18 protein-coding genes and 2 pseudogenes are annotated in these 20,772 nt (G+C 63.1%); 11 read left to right on the top strand and 9 right to left on the bottom strand.

Annotated features, from left to right (window positions below):
• Nucleotides 1-179: 179 nt before the first annotated feature.
• Nucleotides 180-443, top strand: a pseudogene (locus M1D34_RS16910) (AAA family ATPase); the annotation flags it as partial.
• 31 nt (nucleotides 444-474) lie between these two features.
• Here M1D34_RS16910 and M1D34_RS16915 read toward each other — a convergent pair.
• Entirely contained in the window at nucleotides 475-1,644 is a 1,170-nt protein-coding gene (locus M1D34_RS16915) for a surface lipoprotein assembly modifier (RefSeq protein WP_498780021.1), read from the bottom strand.
• Entirely contained in the window at nucleotides 1,641-2,531 is an 891-nt protein-coding gene (locus M1D34_RS16920; RefSeq protein ID WP_127596362.1) for a transferrin-binding protein-like solute binding protein, read from the bottom strand. The genes M1D34_RS16915 and M1D34_RS16920 overlap by 4 nt, the downstream gene beginning before the upstream one ends.
• A gap of 260 nt (nucleotides 2,532-2,791) precedes the next feature.
• Here M1D34_RS16920 and M1D34_RS16925 point away from each other — a divergent pair.
• A pseudogene (locus M1D34_RS16925) lies at nucleotides 2,792-4,321 on the top strand (bifunctional helix-turn-helix transcriptional regulator/alpha/beta hydrolase).
• An 80-nt stretch (nucleotides 4,322-4,401) separates the two neighbouring features.
• On the opposite strand, the gene fsa reads toward M1D34_RS16925, so the two are convergent.
• Nucleotides 4,402-5,055: a fructose-6-phosphate aldolase gene (gene fsa, locus M1D34_RS16930; protein WP_003530290.1), complete on the bottom strand. Its 654-nt coding sequence runs from the start codon at nucleotides 5,053-5,055 to the stop codon at nucleotides 4,402-4,404.
• A 175-nt stretch (nucleotides 5,056-5,230) separates the two neighbouring features.
• Between fsa and M1D34_RS16935 the strand changes: the two genes are divergently transcribed.
• The 7 genes from M1D34_RS16935 to M1D34_RS16965 all read left to right on the top strand — a co-directional run bounded on the left by M1D34_RS16935 (nucleotide 5,231) and on the right by M1D34_RS16965 (nucleotide 13,256).
• Nucleotides 5,231-7,435, top strand: a complete 2,205-nt coding sequence (locus M1D34_RS16935) for a primosomal protein N' (protein WP_010970369.1) — start codon at nucleotides 5,231-5,233, stop codon at nucleotides 7,433-7,435.
• Between the two features lie 122 nt (nucleotides 7,436-7,557).
• Complete coding sequence (locus tag M1D34_RS16940; RefSeq protein WP_003530294.1) at nucleotides 7,558-7,944, top strand: AGROH133_08824 family phage infection protein; 387 nt, start codon at nucleotides 7,558-7,560, stop codon at nucleotides 7,942-7,944.
• 238 nt (nucleotides 7,945-8,182) lie between these two features.
• Nucleotides 8,183-8,749 carry a F0F1 ATP synthase subunit delta gene (locus M1D34_RS16945; protein ID WP_010970368.1) on the top strand — a complete coding sequence of 189 codons (567 nt, stop codon included), beginning with the start codon at nucleotides 8,183-8,185 and terminating at the stop codon, nucleotides 8,747-8,749.
• Nucleotides 8,749-10,278 (top strand): F0F1 ATP synthase subunit alpha, encoded by a 1,530-nt coding sequence (gene atpA / locus M1D34_RS16950; RefSeq protein WP_003530298.1) that lies wholly within the window; start codon nucleotides 8,749-8,751, stop codon nucleotides 10,276-10,278. The genes M1D34_RS16945 and atpA overlap by 1 nt, the downstream gene beginning before the upstream one ends.
• A gap of 27 nt (nucleotides 10,279-10,305) precedes the next feature.
• Entirely contained in the window at nucleotides 10,306-11,190 is an 885-nt protein-coding gene (locus tag M1D34_RS16955) for a F0F1 ATP synthase subunit gamma (protein ID WP_003530300.1), read from the top strand.
• Nucleotides 11,191-11,214: 24 nt separating this feature from the next.
• Nucleotides 11,215-12,729: a F0F1 ATP synthase subunit beta gene (gene atpD / locus M1D34_RS16960; protein ID WP_003530302.1), complete on the top strand. Its 1,515-nt coding sequence runs from the start codon at nucleotides 11,215-11,217 to the stop codon at nucleotides 12,727-12,729.
• Between the two features lie 122 nt (nucleotides 12,730-12,851).
• Nucleotides 12,852-13,256 carry a F0F1 ATP synthase subunit epsilon gene (locus M1D34_RS16965; RefSeq protein WP_003530304.1) on the top strand — a complete coding sequence of 135 codons (405 nt, stop codon included), beginning with the start codon at nucleotides 12,852-12,854 and terminating at the stop codon, nucleotides 13,254-13,256.
• A 637-nt stretch (nucleotides 13,257-13,893) separates the two neighbouring features.
• Here M1D34_RS16965 and M1D34_RS16970 read toward each other — a convergent pair.
• On the bottom strand, nucleotides 13,894-14,997 hold the full coding sequence (locus tag M1D34_RS16970) for a saccharopine dehydrogenase family protein (protein WP_498780026.1): 1,104 nt from the start codon (nucleotides 14,995-14,997) through the stop codon (nucleotides 13,894-13,896).
• A 103-nt stretch (nucleotides 14,998-15,100) separates the two neighbouring features.
• On the opposite strand from M1D34_RS16970, the gene M1D34_RS16975 reads away from it, so the two are divergent.
• Nucleotides 15,101-15,553 carry an Lrp/AsnC family transcriptional regulator gene (locus tag M1D34_RS16975; RefSeq protein ID WP_028011080.1) on the top strand — a complete coding sequence of 151 codons (453 nt, stop codon included), beginning with the start codon at nucleotides 15,101-15,103 and terminating at the stop codon, nucleotides 15,551-15,553.
• Between the two features lie 14 nt (nucleotides 15,554-15,567).
• Here M1D34_RS16975 and M1D34_RS16980 read toward each other — a convergent pair whose 3' ends face one another.
• From M1D34_RS16980 to M1D34_RS17000, 5 genes are all read right to left on the bottom strand, one after another.
• Complete coding sequence (locus tag M1D34_RS16980; protein WP_003530308.1) at nucleotides 15,568-16,452, bottom strand: DUF6030 family protein; 885 nt, start codon at nucleotides 16,450-16,452, stop codon at nucleotides 15,568-15,570.
• A gap of 225 nt (nucleotides 16,453-16,677) precedes the next feature.
• Complete coding sequence (locus M1D34_RS16985) at nucleotides 16,678-17,532, bottom strand: metal ABC transporter permease (protein ID WP_010970363.1); 855 nt, start codon at nucleotides 17,530-17,532, stop codon at nucleotides 16,678-16,680.
• Nucleotides 17,529-18,386 carry a metal ABC transporter permease gene (locus M1D34_RS16990; RefSeq protein WP_107608490.1) on the bottom strand — a complete coding sequence of 286 codons (858 nt, stop codon included), beginning with the start codon at nucleotides 18,384-18,386 and terminating at the stop codon, nucleotides 17,529-17,531. The genes M1D34_RS16985 and M1D34_RS16990 overlap by 4 nt, the downstream gene beginning before the upstream one ends.
• A complete protein-coding gene (locus M1D34_RS16995) occupies nucleotides 18,383-19,318 on the bottom strand; it encodes a manganese/iron ABC transporter ATP-binding protein (protein WP_010970361.1) in 936 nt (311 codons plus the stop codon). The genes M1D34_RS16990 and M1D34_RS16995 overlap by 4 nt, the downstream gene beginning before the upstream one ends.
• Entirely contained in the window at nucleotides 19,315-20,220 is a 906-nt protein-coding gene (locus M1D34_RS17000; RefSeq protein ID WP_498780030.1) for a metal ABC transporter substrate-binding protein, read from the bottom strand. Before M1D34_RS17000 ends, M1D34_RS16995 begins: the two co-directional genes overlap by 4 nt.
• Before the next feature lie 121 nt (nucleotides 20,221-20,341).
• On the opposite strand from M1D34_RS17000, the gene M1D34_RS17005 reads away from it, so the two are divergent.
• Nucleotides 20,342-20,770 carry a Fur family transcriptional regulator gene (locus tag M1D34_RS17005; RefSeq protein ID WP_003530317.1) on the top strand — a complete coding sequence of 143 codons (429 nt, stop codon included), beginning with the start codon at nucleotides 20,342-20,344 and terminating at the stop codon, nucleotides 20,768-20,770.
• The last annotated feature ends 2 nt before the right edge of the window (nucleotides 20,771-20,772 follow it).

Raw genomic sequence — 20,772 nt, forward strand, 5'->3', positions numbered from 1 at the left:
AGGATACGGTCGATCTCGATCGCGCGATTGCCGACGCCTTTGCAGGCGCCCGTCTCGCGGTTCCTGAACCTGGTCAATACGCCGATTTCTCCCTGGTCTTTCCTGACTTTCCGCACCGGTTGTTTTCGCCCCGCGAGCTTTCGGACGGGCAGATGCGCTTCCTGGCGCTGGCGGCTGCGCTTTTATCCTATCGCCGTCCCAGGTTCATCGCGCTGAACGAACCGGAGACCAGTCTTCATCCCGATATGCTGCCGGCCCTGGCCGCCATGGTCGCCAGCGCCGCGCGCGAAAGCCAGATATGGATCGTCACCCATTCCGAAAGACTGGCGGCACTCGTTCAGGAGCGGTGCGGCGTCCGGCCCCGCCGGGTGATCCGCAGGGACGGGGCCACCTGGATCGAGGGTATGCGGCTTACCGGCATGATCGACGAGGAAGACGAATAAGGACGCCCCTTCATCCGCCGTGCGGACGCCGTCAGAAAAGCTTGCGCAAATTCACATAGCCGCCAAACTGATCATAATCGTAGATGCCGACATTACTGCTGCGCTTCTCATAGAAGACGCTCACCTCCGGGCGGATACCGTTCCACTCCAGCCGTTCGGCCGACAAGGCTATCTCGGGCCTTACCGTTGCATCTCTACGCCGGTTGCCCCAGAAGGGGCTGTATTCGGCGAAACGCGTTTGCTTCCAGCTCACTTGCGGCGTCAGCTGTATGTCGGCGACACTGAAATTGACGCCGAAATCGACCTTTGTCGAAATATAGCTGTAGTAATCGTTCCGACTGTTGAGCGTTTCTGCCGACAACTTGCCGAACACGGTCGCGTTTGGCTGGAATGTCCAGTCCCCGAAAACATAGGCTCGGTGGAATGGTCCGGAGACGTCGGCCTCTCGCGAAAACATGTATCCGGCCTGGCCGCCAAGCCCGGCACCCGCCGTGTCGGAAAGCCGGAAGCGTTTCCACGATTCGATGGTGGGCAGCACATAGGAGTTCGGCCGGGCGATGCCGGTATCGAGGTTCGCTTGGACGAAGAGGCCGGCCAGGGTCGTGATCTGCTTGCCGACTGCAAGCTGAAGATGGCCCGCTCGCAGCTCGTCGTCCTCGAAGAGCCTCGCCGACAGTTGGAACTTTGTCAGGTAACCGTTCTGCCAGAGTTTCTCGGCGGAAAACCACGGTTCTATCCCGTAGGACACTTCTTTCCGGGCCGGCGGTTGATACTCCAGCGGAATGCCGTTGAAATAGACCGTGCCGCCCTCCCCAACCTTGGACGGGTTGCTGTCCGTAATGATTCTGGCGCCATAACGGATGCGCAGCACGCGCAGTTCAGCCTGCTCGATAAAGGGAAGAATGTTGCGCCGAACCTTTTGTGGCGTGGCTTTTTCCAGATAGACCTGTCGAAACAATGCAAGCGCACCGGCATTGTCGCCGGTGCGCAGGAGTAACCGCGCCAGTTCGAGTTTGATACGGGGTGCCGCCGTCTCAGTTACAAGGAGGCGGAGGCTTCGTATCGCGCTGTCCGGCCGACCGGCGCCGGCTTCGGCCAGGGCTTGCTTGAACCTGGCGTCGATCTCGGCAGGCGTGGCGGCGGCCGAGTTCGTCGCCACGCCTGCGATGAGCATCCCGGCCATGAACCCGATGCGAATCATGGCTGCTTGACGGTGCCGTAGCCGCCAACCATCGTCGCGTTGTTTCCCTTCAAGTCGAAGGTGCCGCCGACTTCTTGAGCGCCCGATCCGTAGAAGCGGCCGTCTACCGTGCCGGACATCGACTGGTCGGCAGTAGCGATATTGCCGGAGAGACCGCCGGCTGCGATATCGAGCTTGCCGGACATGTCGAGGTTGGCAGCCGTGCCGCCCGCTTCGAGCCTGGTGTTGTTGGTCCTGAACCTGGCCGTATTGTCGCCGAAGTCGACATCCAATGCGGCGTCCGCGCTCATGACGTCATAGCCGACCGTGTCGACGTAGATGCCGCCCGCCGTTCCTTTGAACGTCGCGGTTGAACTGGTGGGAACATCCGCCTTGGCCGTTTCGCTGCCGAGGCTGAAGGCCCCCAAACGGCCGCCCTTTTCGTCGACCCAGCCGCCATAGGTCTGATAGGCGAACCCGTTCTTTTCCGGATCGGCGAAACCGATGCTGCCGCTGTCGTCCTCGGCGCTGGCGATCACAAGCTTTCCGTTTTGGGAATAGGCGAGCTCGGAATTGGTGTGGTCCCAGGTTTTCGTCGTGGTCGCCGTCTTCAAGGTAGTCGAGCTGATGTCGCCACTCGTCGCGTCCCTCGCCAACTCCGCTTCCAAAGGAGCGGAAGCGCCAAACGCGGAGACGGCACCGCTTTTCGTAACGGTGGCTTCCCGGCCGTTTCCTTTTAAAGTCGTGGTCTTGCCCGTTTCGAGCGGAAACTTCGTGAAGTTGGTCGTCCCGCCTGGAACGCCTGAACCGCCTGGACCGCCTGGACCGCCGGAGCCTCCTCCGCAGCCGGCCAGTGCCAGTGACGCTGCCAACAGAACCGAAAATCTGACTGTAACCGAAGAATTCATTCCAGTGCCCCTCAATGTGTTGCCTATTCCTGTAGTATTACCTCCAATCAAGGAGGCAAAACTGCAATAGAGAATGCCCTTTCCGATCGGCGCATGCCGAAATTGCACTTTGGTGTTTCTACCGGGCTAATTTGTTCTCTCTGGAGAGAAACTTAGCTATACGGACCTTACGGGCGGGTCCTGTTGAGGCAATCACCCAAATGGGTGAGTGCTTGATTTTGTTGCCGGGCCTATGGGTTGGCAGACACGGGAGGGGCGAAGTGGACGACGCGGCATCGGAAGAACTGACGGAAGCACTGGCGCATGCATTGGGTACGCTGCAGGATGGGCTGACCGGTTCCTTCCTGAAGAGCGTGGGGTCCGGGCGGAGCGATCCGGGCGATCCGGCCGGGGCATGGCAGATCATCGATTGCCAGCTTACCGGCCGCGTTCCGCATCCGCTGAAACAGGCAGACCGGCACAGCGCGCTGTGGCGGGACCTCACCCATGCGCTGAACCGGCAAGGGGAACTGCGCGGCGGGATTCTTCTCGACGATGGCCTGGCGCTGTTCGTGCCCGGCGGCAGCGAACGTCCTGCCCGCCTCATCGTCTTGAGGGATTCAACCCTTTTCGATGCCGCGGGCGAGGTTACCGGTGGCCTGACGCTCTACCCTTCGGAGCAACGCCTCCTGAAGCAACTTGTCTGCGGTTTCAACCTGGCCGCGGCCGCGACTCTCGATGGTGTCAGCCATGAGACGAAGCGCTCGCAGTTCAAGTCTCTCGCCCGCAAGCTTGGCGGCGGTTCGCAGGCGGAGATCGCCGGCAGGGCGCTCTCGCGCGTCTTCCTCGAGATTGCTTCGTTTTCCGGTACGGGCGTATCGCAGGACGACTACTTCGACGATCTGCTGCGGGAGTTCGCGCCCGGAGCGCGGACCTTGCGCCTGCGCAGCCGGGCCGGTCGGAGCCACCGCTTCGTGGAGATAGGGCCGATCGGTGGGCGGCCCGTCGTGATGCTGCATCCCATGGTTCTGCCTGACTTCAGGAACGGGGATCTCGGGGCGCTCGATACCGTCGCCCTGCGCCTGATCGTCCCGTTGCGCCATGGCGCGATGTCGCAGGAAACGGTTGCACTGGGAGTCTCCGCTCATCTCGACCACGCCTGTGAGGGGATTGATCTCGCTCGCAGGCATTTCTGCGGCGAGCAGGCAGATATCATGGCCTGCATCAGCGGAACGGCCTATGGATTGGAATATGCCCGCCGTCATCCCGATCGCGTTGCTTCCTTGGCTTTCGTGGGCGCCACCGTGAAGCCGACGACATCGCGTACCACGGCGGGGCGGCTGCGGTCCGGCCTGTTCACTCTCTCGATGAACCAATGGCACGTCTACTCACGGCTCATGGATTTCTATGTGCGGCGCATCCGTCGGCCGGAAACGCTGAAACAGCTGCTCTTAAGCGTTTATCGACCCAACCTGGCCGATGTGGCCATCATCGGTGCCGAATAGAGAGCGCCCTTCGGCGGCGAACGGCTGCGCAAGTTCTTCACCTCGTCGGTGCAATCGATCAAGCACGACTTCTATCATCAAGCCTTACCCGACTGGAGCGGTTTCCCGGCACCGGGCTGCCGTACGATCTTTCTTCACGGTGCGCAGGATTTCATACACTCCGCCACTGACGTGCGCGCCCTGGCGCAATCGCTGGGCGGCGTTCCGGTCGTAACGCTGCCCAATGCCGGGCAGTTGCTCTACCATGACCACTTCGAGGCAGTGATTGGCCTCTATCGCGGATTTCTCGAACATCGGCTGGAATGAGGGCTTTCGCGGTCAGCAAACGGGCGAAACGAAAGGGCCCCGCATCGCTGCGAGGCCCTTTCCACTCCATGCCATTAAAGTCAGGCGATCTTCTGGCCGGTCTTGGCCCAATCGGCGAGGAACATTTCGAGGCCCTTGTCGGTCAGCGGGTGCTTGACCAAGGCCTTCAGCGTTGCCGGCGGCGCGGTGACGACGTCGGCGCCGATGAGGGCGGCTTCCTTCACGTGGTTGACCGTGCGCACCGAGGCGGCGAGGATCTCGGTCTCGTAGCCGTAATTGTCGAAGATCTGGCGGATTTCGCGGATCAGGTCCATGCCGTCGACAGCGATATCGTCGAGGCGGCCGATGAACGGCGAGACGAAGGTCGCGCCGGCCTTGGCGGCGAGCAGCGCCTGGTTTGCCGAGAAGCACAGCGTCACGTTGGTCTGGTGGCCGTCCGAGGTCAGCGCCTTGCAGGCCTTGAGGCCGTCGAGCGTCAGCGGCAGCTTGATGCAGATGTTGTCGGCGATCTTCGAAAGTGCGGCCGCTTCCTTCATCATCGCGCTGTATTCGGTCGCGGTCACTTCGGCCGACACCGGTCCTTCGACGATCGAGCAGATTTCCTTGGTAACCTCGACGATGTCGCGGCCCGCCTTCAGGATCAATGACGGATTGGTGGTGACGCCGTCGAGCAGGCCGAGATCGTTCAGTTCCCGGATGTCCTTCACATCGGCGGTATCAACGAAAAATTTCATCGGAGTCTTCCTTTGGCACTCAGCCGTTTCGGGCGCATCTCCGCAGCAGGAAATTCCATGGCGGATATCGCGCGCGTTGAAACTCGGTTGGAACCGTGACAAACCCTGCTTTCTGCAAGGCAGCGGTTCGCTGCGAGTTTTCTTTAACTGAAAGCGGTGGCAAGGTCACGGCAAAATGACTCTTGATTCAACCGATTTATTCGGCCCCGTACTCGACCGCCGGGTGGTGCCCGTCCTGGTGCCCATGCCGGCGCCGAGGGCCTATTCCTACGCGGTGCCCGACGGCATGGCGGTCGAGCCGGGATCGATCGTGCAGGTGCCGCTCGGCCCCCGTTTCGTCGTCGGCGTCGTCTGGGACGGCGAAGACGACGGCGGCGTCGATCCGAAGAAGCTGAAGCAGATCGAGAAGGTCTTCGACTGCCCGCCGCTCGGCCCGGACATGCGCGCCTTTCTCGATTGGGTGGCCGCCTATACGCTGACGCCGCCTGGCCTCGTCGTCCGGATGGCGCTCCGGGCGCCGACCGCCTTCGATCCGGAGCCGATGGTGGAAGCCCTGCGCCTGACCGAGATGCGGCCGGAACGGATGACTGCGGCGCGCGAGCGCGTCCTCGCCACGGCGAGCGACGGGCTTTCCTGGACCCGCTCGGGGCTTGCCCATGCCGCCGGGGTCTCGTCCAGCGTCATCGACGGCCTGACGTCGCAGGGCGTGTTCGAAACCGTCTTCATGCCGCCGCCGCCCGTCGTCGCCGCGCCGGATCCGGCTTTCGCCGCGCCGCGCCTCGAAGGCCCGCAGAAGCAGGCGGCTGCGGATCTTCTGGCGGCTGTCGAGGAGCGGAAATTCTCGGTATCGCTGATCGACGGCATCACCGGTTCCGGCAAGACGGAGGTCTATTTCGAGGCGATAGCGGCGACGTTGCGCGCCGGCAAGCAGGTCCTGATCCTGTTGCCGGAGATCGCGCTGACCGCAAGCTTCCTCGAACGCTTCCAGGACCGCTTCGGCGCGAAGCCCGCGGAGTGGCACTCCGATCTCGCGCCGCGCATGCGGGAAAAGGTCTGGCGGCAGGTGACGACGGGCCAGGTGCGCGTCGTCGCCGGTGCCCGCTCGGCGCTGTTCCTGCCTTTCGAGGATCTCGGCCTCATCATCGTCGACGAGGAGCACGACCCCGCCTACAAGCAGGAGGACCGTGTCTTCTATAATGCGCGCGATATGGCCGTGGTGCGCGGGCGGATCGGCAACTTTCCGGTCGTGCTCGTCTCCGCCACGCCTTCGGTCGAGAGCCGGGTGAACGGCGAGGTGGGGCGCTACCGGCCGATCCATCTGCCCACCCGCTTCGGCGATGCGGCGCTCCCGGATCTCGGCATAGTCGACATGCGCCGCCATCCGCCGGAACGCGGCGGCTTTCTCTCGCCGGTGCTCGTGAACCAGATCGGCAAGACGATCGGCCGGCGCGAGCAGGCGCTCCTGTTCCTGAACCGGCGCGGCTACGCACCGCTGACGCTCTGCCGCGTATGCGGCCATCGCTTCCAATGCCCGGATTGCTCGAGCTGGCTGGTCGAGCACCGCTTCCGCGGCCAGATCCAGTGCCATCACTGCGGCTACTCTGAACGGACTCCGGAAGCCTGCCCGGAATGCGGCACGCTCGATCATCTCGTTGCCTGCGGCCCCGGGGTCGAGCGCATCGCCGAAGAGGTCGAGCGGCACTTTCCCGACGCGCGCACCATCGTGCTCTCCTCCGATCTGATGGGGGTCAAGCGGCTGCGGCTGGAGCTCGAGGCAATCGCCCGCGGGGAGGCGGACATCGTCATCGGCACGCAACTCGTCGCCAAGGGGCACAACTTCCCGAACATGACCCTGGTCGGCATCGTCGATGCGGATCTGGGTCTTGCCAATGGCGACCCTCGCGCTGCGGAACGGACGTTCCAGCTCCTTTCACAGGTGACGGGACGTGCCGGGCGGACGGGCCTCAAGAGCCTCGGCCTTCTGCAGACCTATCAGCCGCAGCATCCGGTCATGCAGGCGATCGTGTCCGGCGATTCCGACGCTTTCTACGAACGCGAGATCCATGAGCGGGAAAGGGCGGTGCTGCCTCCTTTCGGCCGGCTCGCCTCGGTCATCGTTTCGGCCGATACGCGCGGCGATGCCGAGGGCCACGCCCGCGGACTGCGCAATGCCGCGCCGCGCGTCGACGGCATCGCGATCCTCGGACCGGCGGAAGCGCCGCTCGCGCTTATCCGCGGCCGGCATCGCTTCCGGCTTCTCGTCCACGGGCGGCGCAACAGCGACATGCAGTCCTTCGTCCGGGCGATGATCGCCGCCGGTCCCAAGGAGCGCGGATCGGTCAGCGTCCAGCTCGACATCGATCCGCAGAGTTTTCTGTGATCACTGTCGGAACTTCGTCCTTCGACCGATTCACATCCGGAAGGACATAGGCTAGACCTCTTCCACGCACTGCGTCGGCTCGGCGCGCGGCGGAGGGTCCACAGCAACGGGCGGGGACGGCGATGGAGTTCTACATACCGACGGAAACCGGGGAACTGCTGGCCTTTTGTGCGGCCGCGCTCGCGGCGCTGATCGGGCTCGTCATGCTCTTTGCGCCGCGCCTGACCTTTCGTGCCGCCGGGATCGGCATCGCCGAGGGGCGGCGGGGAGGACTGGCGGAGGCCCGCTCCACCATGGGCGGCATGCATCTGGGCCTGGGCCTCGGCGCCATCCTGCTTGCCCAGCCGATGGTCTATCTCGCCGTCGGCGCGGCTTTCGCGCTCGCGGCGTTCGGTCGCATCCTGTCGATCATGAGCGACAACGGCGCGACCCTCTTCAACTGGCTCGCGCTCCTGGTCCAGGCGGCGCTCGCGATCCTGCCGCTCGCCTATGTTTTCGGGCTGATCTGACCGCCGACAAGGGCCTGCGACACTATTTACGGCAAAATTCGGCCGAACCGGCCGGGTAATGCCGCATTCCTGCCGTTGGCGTGTTGCGAGTCCAAACATCCTATGCTAGACGAACCGCGAACTGCGGGGGAAGTGGGTCGACCGGCCTCGATATCCTGCGAGTTATTGCAGCAAATTCAAGATGTTAGGTCGACGGTTCGCCGGTCCTGACATTCCTGGATGATTTTGAGAGAAGCTTGTGCCCGTGGCAGACACATCCCAGCTCATTTCCGGTGTTGCAGAAAGATATGCCTCCTCGCTTTTCGAGCTTGCCCTTGACGCCGGGTCGATCGAAGCGGTCGGTGCCGATCTGACGCGCATCCAGGCGCTGATCGACGGCAGCGACGATCTGAAGCGGCTGATCGTAAGCCCGGTCTTTTCCGCCGACGACCAGTTCAAGGCGATTTCCGCCCTCGTCGAGAAGTTCGGCTTCTCCGGGTTGGTCGGCAACTTCCTGAAGGTCGTCGCGCGCAATCGCCGCCTCTTCGTGCTGCCGGGCATCATCAAGGCGTTCCGTCTGCTCGCTGCCCGCCACAAGGGCGAAATCACCGCCGACGTCACGTCGGCACATGCGCTGACGCTGGCGCAGGAAATCGAATTGAAGGCGGCGCTGAAAGGCGTCACCGGCAAAGACGTGGCGGTAAACGTCACCGTCGACCCGTCTATTCTTGGAGGTCTGATCGTCAAGGTCGGGTCCCGCCAGATTGACACCTCCCTTCGCACCAAACTCTCTACCCTTAAGCTTGCACTGAAAGAGGTCGGCTGATGGATATCCGCGCCGCGGAAATTTCCGCAATTCTTAAAGATCAGATCAAAAATTTCGGCCAGGAAGCGGAAGTTTCCGAAGTCGGCCAGGTGCTTTCCGTCGGTGACGGTATCGCCCGCGTCTACGGCCTCGACAACGTCCAGGCAGGCGAGATGGTCGAATTCCCGGGCGGAATTCGCGGCATGGCGCTGAACCTCGAAGCCGACAATGTCGGTGTGGTTATCTTCGGCTCGGACCGGGACATCAAGGAAGGCGACACGGTCAAGCGGACCGGCGCCATCGTGGACGTTCCCGTAGGTCCGGAGCTGCTCGGCCGCGTCGTGGATGCGCTCGGCAATCCGATCGACGGCAAGGGCCCGATCAATGCCAAGCAGCGCGCCCGCGTCGACGTCAAGGCGCCCGGCATCATTCCGCGCAAGTCGGTCCATGAGCCGATGTCGACCGGCCTCAAGGCCATCGACGCCCTCATCCCGGTCGGCCGCGGTCAGCGCGAGCTCGTCATCGGCGACCGCCAGACCGGCAAGACCGCGATCATTCTCGATACGATCCTCAACCAGAAAGCCATTCACGACAATGGCCCGGAAGGGGATAAGCTCTATTGCGTCTATGTCGCTATCGGCCAGAAGCGCTCGACCGTTGCCCAGTTCGTCAAGGTGCTCGAAGAGCGCGGCGCCCTGCAGTACTCGATCATCGTCGCTGCCACCGCTTCCGACCCGGCGCCGATGCAGTATCTGGCTCCCTTCGCCGGCTGCGCGATGGGCGAATATTTCCGCGACAACGGCAAGCACGCCCTGATCGGCTATGACGACCTTTCCAAGCAGGCCGTCGCCTACCGTCAGATGTCGCTGCTGCTGCGCCGCCCTCCGGGCCGTGAAGCCTATCCGGGCGACGTCTTCTACCTGCATTCGCGCCTCCTGGAGCGCGCCGCCAAGCTCTCCGACGAGCGTGGCGCCGGCTCGCTGACGGCTCTGCCGGTCATCGAGACGCAGGGCAACGACGTGTCCGCGTTCATTCCGACCAACGTGATCTCGATCACCGACGGCCAGATCTTCCTTGAAACCGACCTGTTCTACCAGGGTATCCGCCCGGCCGTTAACGTCGGTCTGTCGGTTTCGCGCGTCGGCTCCTCCGCCCAGATCAAGGCGATGAAGCAGGTCGCCGGTTCGATCAAGGGCGAGCTCGCCCAGTACCGCGAAATGGCGGCCTTCGCACAGTTCGGCTCGGACCTCGATGCCGCGACGCAGCGTCTGCTCAACCGCGGTGCCCGCCTGACCGAACTCCTGAAGCAGCCGCAGTTCTCGCCGCTGAAGACGGAAGAGCAGGTCGCGGTCATCTTCGCCGGCGTCAACGGCTATCTCGACAAGCTGCCGGTCAGCGACGTCGGCAAGTTCGAGCACGGTCTCCTTTCCTACCTGCGTTCGGAAGGCAAGGCCGTTCTGGATACCATCCGTACGGAAAAGGCTATCTCGGACGACACCAAGGCCAAGCTGAAGGGCGCAATCGACAGCTTCGCCAAATCCTTCGCCTGAGCGGACCTCAACTAGGACGGACAACGGATGCCTTCACTTAAGGATCTGAAGAACCGGATCGCCTCCGTCAAGGCGACGCAGAAGATCACCAAGGCGATGAAGATGGTCGCCGCGGCGAAGCTTCGGCGTGCGCAGGAGGCGGCCGAGGCCGCCCGGCCCTATTCGCAGCGCATGGCTGCCGTTCTCGCCAATATCGCCCAGGCGGTCGGTGCGGACGACAGCGCGCCGCGGCTGATGACGGGAACCGGCAGGGACGACACGCACCTGGTGATCGTGTGCACGGCCGAGCGCGGCCTTTGCGGCGGCTTCAACTCGCAGATCGCCCGCTTTGCCCGCGACCATGTGCGCAAGCTTCTGGCCCAGGGCAAGACGGTCAAGATCATCTGCGTCGGCAAGAAGGGCTTCGATATGCTTCGGCGCGACTTCGCGTCGCTGATCATCGACCGTGTCGACCTGCGTGAAGTCAAGAAGATCGGTTTTGAGAACGCGGACCGGATCGGCCACAAGGTCATCGAGCTCTTCGACAAGGGCGAGTTCGACGTCTGCACCCTGTTCTACTCCGAGTTCAAGTCCGTCATTTCGCAGATCCCGACCGCCCAGCAGCTCATCCCGGCATCGGCCGGCGAAGTGGCCGCTGCCGAAGGCGAGGGCGCATCGGCGATCTACGAATACGAGCCGGAAGCCGGAGCGATCCTGAGCGATCTCATTCCGCGCAATATCTCCGTGCAGATCTTCCGGGCCCTGCTCGAGAACGTCGCGGGTGAAATGGGCGCGAAGATGAGTGCCATGGACAATGCGACGCGCAATGCGGGTGAGATGATCGACAAGCTGACGCTCAGCTACAACCGTCAGCGGCAGGCGCAGATCACCAAGGAACTCATTGAAATCATCTCTGGCGCGGAAGCGCTCTAAGGTTACGAGAAGAGGGTAAGAATTATGGCTAAGGCAGCTACCCCGAAAGAAACCGCAGCGGCGAAGAAGCCGGCTGCTCCGAAGAAGGCAGCTTCCGCCAAGACAGTCGTTGCGGCTACGGGTGCTGTCGGTCGCGTGACGCAGGTCATCGGCGCCGTCGTCGACGTCGCATTCGAAGAAGGCCAGCTCCCGCAGATCCTGAACGCGCTGGAAACCGACAACAACGGCAACCGCCTCGTTCTCGAAGTTGCGCAGCATCTCGGCGAAAACTCCGTCCGCACGATCGCCATGGACTCGACCGAAGGTCTCGTTCGCGGCCAGAAGGTCGCCGACACGGGCGGCCCGATCGCGGTTCCGGTCGGCAAGGAAACGCTCGGCCGCATCATGAACGTCATCGGCGAGCCGGTCGACGAAGCCGGCCCGCTGAAGACTTCCGCCCGCCGCGCCATCCACCAGGAAGCGCCGGCCTATGTGGACCAGTCGACGGAAGCGCAGATTCTCGTCACCGGCATCAAGGTCGTCGACCTGCTCGCTCCCTATGCGAAGGGCGGCAAGATCGGCCTCTTCGGCGGCGCGGGCGTCGGCAAGACCGTTCTGATCATGGAACTGATCAACAACGTCGCCAAGGCGCACGGCGGTTACTCCGTCTTCGCAGGCGTCGGTGAACGGACCCGCGAAGGCAACGACCTCTATCACGAAATGATCGAGTCCGGCGTGAACAAGCATGGCGGCGGCGAAGGTTCCAAGGCCGCGCTCGTCTACGGCCAGATGAACGAGCCGCCGGGCGCCCGCGCACGCGTCGCGCTGACCGGCCTGACGGTCGCCGAACAGTTCCGTGACGAAGGCCAGGACGTTCTCTTCTTCGTCGACAACATCTTCCGCTTCACCCAGGCAGGCTCGGAAGTGTCGGCTCTGCTCGGCCGTATTCCTTCGGCCGTGGGCTATCAGCCGACGCTGGCAACCGACATGGGCCAGATGCAGGAGCGCATCACCACCACGACCAAGGGCTCGATCACCTCGGTTCAGGCGATTTACGTTCCGGCCGACGATTTGACCGACCCGGCACCGGCGACCTCGTTCGCGCACCTCGATGCGACGACGGTTCTGTCGCGCTCGATCGCCGAAAAGGGCATCTACCCGGCCGTGGATCCGCTCGACTCGACCTCGCGCATGCTGGACCCGATGATCGTCGGCGAAGAGCATTACGAAGTGTCGCGCAAGGTGCAGTCGACCCTGCAGCGCTACAAGGCCCTGCAGGACATCATCGCGATCCTGGGCATGGACGAGCTTTCCGAAGAGGACAAGATCGCCGTCGCCCGCGCCCGCAAGATCGAGCGTTTCCTGTCGCAGCCGTTCTTCGTCGCCGAAGTCTTCACCGGCTCGCCGGGCAAGCTGGTTGCGCTCGAAGACACGATCAAGGGCTTCAAGGGCCTCGTCAACGGCGAGTACGACCACCTGCCGGAAGCCGCCTTCTACATGGTCGGTTCCATCGAGGAAGCCGTCGAGAAGGCCAAGAAGCTGGCTGCCGAAGCCGCCTGATCTGCATCAGGAACCGTGGCGCGGAGTTTTCGCGCCACGGCTTTCATCCCGCCGCGGCAAATGATGGCGGAGAACGTGCACAGCCCGCCGACCAGCGGCGCGCTCACCAGAAGTGAATGGTCATGGCCGAAAGTTTCAATTTTGAGCTTGTTTCCCCCGAGCGTCTGCTTGTCTCGGAGAAGGTGACCGAAGTCGTCATTCCGGCGACCGAGGGCGAGATGACCGTGATGGCCAATCACGCGCCGACCATGACGACCATCAAGCCGGGCGTCGTCGCGGTGAAGACGGCTGCCGGCAAGACAGAACGTTACGCCGTCTTCGGCGGCTTTGCCGACATCCTGCCTTCCGGCTGCACGCTTTTGGCCGAATCCGCCGTCCATGTCGACGAGCTGGATCCCACGGTTCTCGAGAACCGCATCGAAGCGGCACGCGCCGAACTCGAAGGGGCCGGCGATGAGAAGAAGACCCGTCTGGAACAATTCATCGCCGAACTTACGAAGCTCGGGGAGATCGTGATCCCGGCCTGAAAGGGACATCCCGATAAGGGATAATGCCTAACGAACCCCGCCTCGAGCGGGGTTTTTCGTCTCCGGATATCGGTCTATTTGCGCTGAATATCCCTCTCTCCGTCCGTTGCCGCCCCTCATCCCGCTGCCGCGACCTTCTCCCCGCAGGCGGGGAGAAGGGGCAAGCCGCGAAACTCCCAGCCCCATCCTGCTGGCCGCTGCTCGCTTCGAGGGAAAGAGGACAGGACGGCGCCGCGAGTCCCCTTCGCCCCACTTGGGACGAGAAGGTGCCGGCAGGCGGATGCAGCGCAAATAGACCGATATCCGGAGACGAAAAACCCCGCTCGAGGGGTAGTTCGTTAGGCATTATCCCTATCGGGATGTCCCTAATATCCCTCTCTCCGTCCGTTGCCGCCCCTCATCCCGCTGCCGCGACCTTCTCCCCGCAGGCGGGGAGAAGGGGCAAGCCGCGAACTCCCAGCCCTATCAGGTTTGCAGCTGCTCGCTTCGACGGAAAGAGAACAGGACGGCGCCGCGAGTCTCCTTCGCCCCGCTTGCGGGGAGAAGGTGCCGGCAGGCGGATGAGGGGGCGCTTCAAGCAGGAATGAAAAATGCCCGGACGAGGTCCGGGCATTTCGATAAACAACTGAACTCGGGCTTAGCTCGCCGCGCGTTCCGTCTCGTGCTTCTGGGCGTAGTAGTGGCCGAAGCGGTTGGCGAGGAAGGTGTCGAGCGCGATGTCTTCCTGGCGGACGAAGCCCTTGGTAGGGATCTTGCCTTCCGCGAGCATGTCGAGAACGGCGCAGATGCTGCCGGCGGTGGTGATCTGGATGCCGCTCTGCATGCGTCCTGCAACGACGCCGCTATAGACCTTGTTGGCGTAGGTCTCCTGCACCAGGCGGCCTTCGCGGAAGCCCGAAACGGTGACGAAGATCACGACCACGTCCTGGGTGGTCGTCGGCAGGGCGTTTTCGAGGATGTCCTTCAGTACTTCGCGGCGATGACGCAGGCCGAGGTCGTTCAGGAGCGCCTTGAAGATCGCGGCATGGCCGGGATAACGGATCGTCTTGTAATTGAGCGTCCGAACCTTGCCTTTCAGCGTCTCGCAAAGCGTGCCGAGGCCGCCGGAGGTGTTGAAGGCCTCGTAGGTGACGCCGTCGAGCGAAAACTCCTCGCGCTCTTCCATGGCGGGAACTTCGATCAGCGAACCTTCGACGATCGCCTCGCAGGGCTCGATATATTCGTTGATGACGCCGTCGGTGCTCCAGGTGAGATTGTAGTTCAAAGCATTCGACGGGTATTGCGGCAGGGCGCCGACGCGCATGCGCACGCTTTCGAGCGTATCGAAATGCCGGCTGAGATCGTTGGCGACGATGGAAATGAAGCCCGGTGCAAGGCCGCACTGCGGAATGAAGGCGGCCCTGGCCTCAGCGGCGATCGCCTTGACCTGCCGGGTCGATTCGACGTCTTCCGTCAGGTCGAGATAGTGGATTTCCGCCTCGGCTGCGGCTTCGGCGATCGCCACCGTCAGATGGAACGGCGCGGCGCTGAGCACGGCGAATTTGCCGGAGAGCAGGGTTACAAGCGCCTTTCTGTCGGTGATGTCGACGACCGCGGTCGAGACGGCGTCGTGCTTCTCGACCTGCTGCAACTGCTCGGCGCTGCGATCGGCGACGCAGACGCGGTAGTCGCCGCTATGGGCCAGCATGCGCGCGATGGTGGAGCCGATCTTGCCGGCGCCGATGACGACGATGTCTTTCATTTTGTATCCCCGGGGTATGAGCCTCTTTCACCACCATTGTCCCGCGGCCGTATATTGATTTGAAGCGTCGATATGGCTAAATCGTCGGTCTATATTCGGCATTATGCCGATAAAGGTCGACGATATGCATGTGACGGACAAGGACCGCGAACTCCTCGCCATACTGAGCGAGAACGCCCGCATGCCGACGGCGACGATCGCCCGCCGGCTGGGCCTGTCGCGCACCACCGTGCAGGCGCGCATCGAGCGGCTGGAGCGCGAGGGGGTGATAGCGGGCTATGGCGTGCGCCTCTCGGAAAACTATGAGAAGGGCCTCGTGCGCGCGCATGTTCTGATCACGATCGCACCGCGGGCGCTGAGCCGGGTCACGCCCGAGCTCGCCGCCATCCGCGAAATCCGCATGCTGCACTCGGTCAGCGGCAGCTTCGACCTGATCGCGGTCGTCGCTGCGGCTTCGATCAGCGAGCTGGACCTGTTGATCGACCGCATCGGCGAAATCGAGGGTGTCGAAAAGACCCTGTCGTCGATCATCCTTTCAACGCGCATCGACCGCTGATAGTCAGGTTCGCATCAATGGTCCGGGATTGCGCCCCGGCCGGCAGGCTGCCGCGCTGCCGCCTGCGGTTCTGCCCGAGCATCGGGCCGCGCCCAGGCGCTCGGGCCCCGGATAAAGGAAACGCTCGCTCCGTCGCCCGGGATCAGCCATTTTTCGCGGTCGAAATAGAGCTCGGCGATGCTCTTCGGCCGCGCGCGTGCGGCCTGATTGGCAAGGAAGTTGTAGCGGGGCGTGTCCCCCATCTCCCGTTTGAACTGGATACGACTGCCGAAGCGCTTGAGATCGAATTCCTGCAGGGCCTGGATCTTGAGAGTGATGCTTGCGCTGCCCGCCCAGCGGACCTCGCTCAAGAAGACGGATGCCGCCTTCGCAGCAGCGCTGGTGACGACCGGCGTGTCCCCGCTGTGCTCGATATTGAGTTTAACGCGGAAGGAGGTGATCTCCTCCTCGCCACGGCCCTTGACCAGGATGAAGATGGAAGAGCTCGGTTCCTGGCCGGGGCGGGCAAAGGGAACGAGCGATGAGCATTCCCAGCGGCCGCTCTCGGCGGATTTCCATTCGAGGTCGCGGAAGCCGGCCTCCCTCAGTCCCTCGCAAAGTGCCCTCGGGTCGCTGCGGATCTGACGGATGAATTGCTGTTCCGGCGTTGCAAGATCCGCGAAGATGTGGGCGGGCAGGAGTGCCTTTGGCGGTTCGGGCTTTTTACGTGGACCGCGGGCAGCCTCCGGCGGCCGCTCCGTTTGCGGCGGCGTCATCGCGAAACCCAGACCGGCAAGCAGCTGCTTCAGGTGGCGCTGCTCGTTGGCCAGGAGCACGGTCGCGGCGATCGCCGTGAAGATGAGCCCCACGGCGACGAAGAAGAAAGCGATGCCGGAACGGCCTTGCTGTTTCCTCTCCATCTTGCGTCGTTGCTCCGCCACGGAGATCACGGCATTACACCGGACCGCTCCAAACCTTCAGTCGTGGCGCACCATAAGGGATCATGGCGCCGGCGTCCAAGGGGCTGACGAGGCGTTTGATGGGCCCCTCCCCAACCCTCCCCACAAGGGGGAGGGGCTTAAACTGTGGGTGCCGCAAGGGAGCCCCTCCCCCTTGTGGGAAGGGGTTGGGGAGGGGTCTTACGTCTATTCCACGCTTGTCCGCTGCGCCTCGGCACGGGCAATCTTCCAGGTGGAATAGGCGAAGGCGAGCAGGAACATCGCCGTCATCAGAAGGACGATGGTGGGTGCCGGTGCGCTGTCGATGAAGAAGGAGAGATAGACGCCGCAGAAGGAGGCGGCGACGGCGACCATCACCGCGACCGCCAGCATGGCGCCGAATGTCCGCGTGACGAGATAGGCGATCGCGCCGGGGGCAATGAGCATGGCGATGGCCAGGATCAGCCCGACCGCCTTGAGCGCACCGACGATCGTCAGCGACAGGATCGCGAGCAGTCCGTAATGCAGCCAGCCGACCCTCAGACCGATGGCGCGCGCCTGAGCCGGATCGAAGGCGTGGAGCAGCAGGTCGCGCCATTTCAGGCCGAGAATGCCGGCGGCGAAAAGCGCGATGAGGCCCGTCTCCAGAATGTCGCCCCAGCCGATGCCTAGCATGTCGCCGAAAAGGATGTGATCGAGATGCACGTCGCTCTGGATCTTGGTGTAGAGCACAAGGCCAAGGCCGAACATGCCGGAAAAGACGACGCCCATCACCGTGTCCTGCTTGATGCGGCTGTTTTCCTTCAGGTAGCCGGTCAGAAGCGCGCAGCACATGCCGGCCGTAAAGGCGCCGACGGCGAGCGGCAGGCCGACGATGTAGGAAACGACGACGCCGGGGAAGACCGCATGCGAGATCGCGTCGCCCATCAGCGACCAGCCCTTGAGGACCAGGAAGCAGGAGAGCATCGCCGTCGGAATCGCAACCAGGACCGAGATCAGCAGCGCATTGCGCATGAACTCGAACTCGAAGACGGCAAGGAGCATGTCGAGCGAAGGCATCATGCGGTCTCCAGAGCCTCGGATGCGCGGCGGCGGGCGGCGAGCAGCCCGTGTTTCGGGGCAAATACGAAGGCGAACAGAAAGATCGCGGTCTGCAGAACGATGATGATGCCGCCGGTTGCGCCGTCGAGGAAGTAGCTCGCATAGGCGCCGACGAAGCTCGTCAGGGCCCCGATCGCGATGCTGATCACGATCAGCCGCGGAAAACGGTCGGTCAGGAGATAGGCGGTCGCGCCGGGGGTGACGACCATGGCGACGACCAGGAAAGCGCCGACCGTCTGCAGCGCCGCCACCGTCGAGGCCGAGAGCAGCGTGAAGAAGAGCACCTTCAGGAAGGTGGTGTTGATGCCGATGGAGCGGGCGTGGCTTTCGTCGAAGAAGGTCACCATCAGGTCCTTCCACTTCGCGGACAGGATCATGAGCGAGACGACGCCGATGATGGCGAGCTGCAATGTGTCGGCCGGCGTGATGGCGAGGATATTGCCGAGCACGATCGTCTGAATGTTCACCGAGGTCGGCGACAGAGAAACCATGAACAGGCCGAGGCCGAAGAAGGAGGTGAAGATCAGACCGATGATCGTGTCCTCCTTCAGCCGCGTGCGCTGGTTGAGGAACAGCATGGCACCGGCGGCAAGGGCACCGGAAAAGAAGGCGCCGAGCGAGAAGGGAAGCCCGAGCATATAGGCCCCGGCGACACCCGGCACGATCGAGTGGGAGAGGGCATCGCCGATCAGCGACCAGCCCTTCAGCATGAGATAGGCCGAAAGAAATGCGCAGACCGCGCCCACCAGCGCGCTTACCCACATGGCATTCACCATGTAGCTATAGGCGAACGGCTCGATGAGCGTGGCGATCATTCGGAGTCCGCCTCGGATTCCGATTCCGGCTTGGCCGGCTGCGCAACCATGCGGTCGCGGGCGCCATACATGACGAGCGGACGCTCGTCGTCGCTGATGACCGAGAGCTGGCGTGGATCGGCATCGTCATGGAGGTTCTCTCCGCCGAGCACGAAGTGACGCAGGACGCCCCCGAAGGCGAGCTCCAGGTTTTCGCGGGTGAAGGTGGTTTCCGTGGGACCGTAGGCGAGCACCGTATTTTTCAGAAGGATGGTGCGGTCGCAGAATTCCGGCACGCTTCCGAGATTATGGGTGGAGACGAGCATCACACGGCCTTCTTCGCGAAGCGCGACGAGCAGGCGGATGATCGCGTCCTCCGTTTTCACGTCGACCCCGGTGAAAGGCTCGTCGAGCAGGATGACGCGGCCGTTCTGGGCAAGCGCCCGGGCCAGGAAGACCCGCTTCTTCTGACCGCCGGAAAGCTCGCCGATCTGGCGCTTGCGGAACTCGCTCATGCCGACCCGCGCCAGCGCCGTCTCGACCGCCTCGTGATCGGCCTTTTTCGGGATGCGCAGCATGTTCATATGGCCGTAACGGCCCATCATCACCACGTCTTCGACGAGGACGGGAAAATTCCAGTCGACCTCTTCGGCCTGCGGGACATAGGCGACGAGGTTCTGTCTCAGTGCCTGCGGCACGGTGAGGCCCAGGATCGAGATGTCGCCCTTGGCCAGCCGGACGAAGCCCATGATAGCTTTGAACAGCGTCGACTTGCCGCTGCCGTTGACGCCGACAAGGGCCGCGATGGTGCCCGTCGGGATTTCGAAGGAGGCGTCGCGCAGCGCTCGGTGGCCGTTGCGGTAGGTCACCGTGGCGCCGCTGACGCGAATGCCGCCATCCTCCTCTTGCGGAGCTGCTCCCGGATAGGCGCGGGCCTTTTCCTGAAGGTTCATTGCGACAAGCCTTTCGCGATCGTTTCCGATGTAACGCGCAGCAGATCGATATAGGTCGGAACGGGGCCGTCGGCCTCGCTCAAGGAGTCGACATAGAGCACGCCCCCGTATTTTGCACCCGTCTCCCGCGCGACCTGCTCGGCGGGGTCGGGCGAAATGGTGCTTTCGGAAAAGACTACGGGTATCCGATTGGCGCGAACCACGTCGATCACCTTGCGCACCTGCTGCGGCGTGCCTTGCTGGTCGGCATTGATCGGCCAGAGATAAAGCTCCTTCATGCCGAAATCGCGGGCGAGATAGCTGAATGCGCCCTCGCTCGAAACGAGCCATCGCCTTTCCGCCGGTATCCTTTCGAGCTCGGTGCGGATGGGTGCGACCGCCGCCTCGATCTTCTTCTTGTAGGCCTCGGCATTTGCCTTGTAGACCTCGGCATTCGGGGGATCGTGTTGCGCGAAGGCGTCGCGGATATTGTCGACATAGATCAGCGCGGCCGACGGCGACATCCAGGCATGCGGGTTGGGTTTGCCGGTATAGGGCCCCTCGGCGATGCCCATCGGCTCGACGCCTTCGGAGACGACGACGCCGGGAACGCCGTCGAAGTTCTGGAAGAACCTTTCGAACCAGAGCTCGAGGTTCAGCCCGTTCCACAGAATGAGGTCGGCATCATGCGCCTTGAGGATATCGCGGGGCGTCGGCTGGTAATTGTGGATCTCGGCGCCCGGCTTGGTGATCGATTCGACCACCGCGGCGTCGCCCGCGACGTTCTGCGCCATATCGGCGATGACCGTGAAGGTGGTGACGGCCTTGAGCTTTTCCGCCGCCCGGGCCGCCGCCGGCATGAGCGATAGAGCAGCCATCGCCGCTGCTGCCGCCACGATCATGCGCCTCGTTGGATGGATCATCCGGCTCTCCTCTTTGCGAACGATAATATGGGTAGGCGAATGGTCTGCATAAGTCAATGCAAATGAGAAGCATTTGCAACTAGCTATTTCCAAAAGGTGTCCCCTTGGCTAGTGTCGCGGGATGAGCCAGAGCAAGAATCGGATCGAGGAACTGGAAGGAATCCTGCGGGAAGGCGGCGTCCGCGTGACGCGCCAACGCGCCGCGATTCTGAAGATCCTGGCCGAGGCCGAAGACCACCCGGATGCCAGCGAACTTCACCGGCGCGCGAAGGAAATCGACGCGACCGTGTCGCTCTCGACCGTCTACCGGACCCTTTCCGCACTGGAGCAGCAAGGGGTGGTGCAGCGGCATGCCTTCGAGAACGCGACTGCCCGCTTCGAGACGGCGGATGCGCCCCACCACGATCACCTGATCGATATCGAAACGGGTGCGGTGATCGAGTTCCGCTCCGACAAGATCGAGCAGCTGCAGGCGGAGATAGCCGCCGAACTCGGCTATGACCTGGTGCGCCACCGGCTGGAGCTCTATTGCCGGAAGCGCAAGGACTGAGC

It is taken from the genome of Ensifer sp. D2-11, assembly GCF_054161295.1.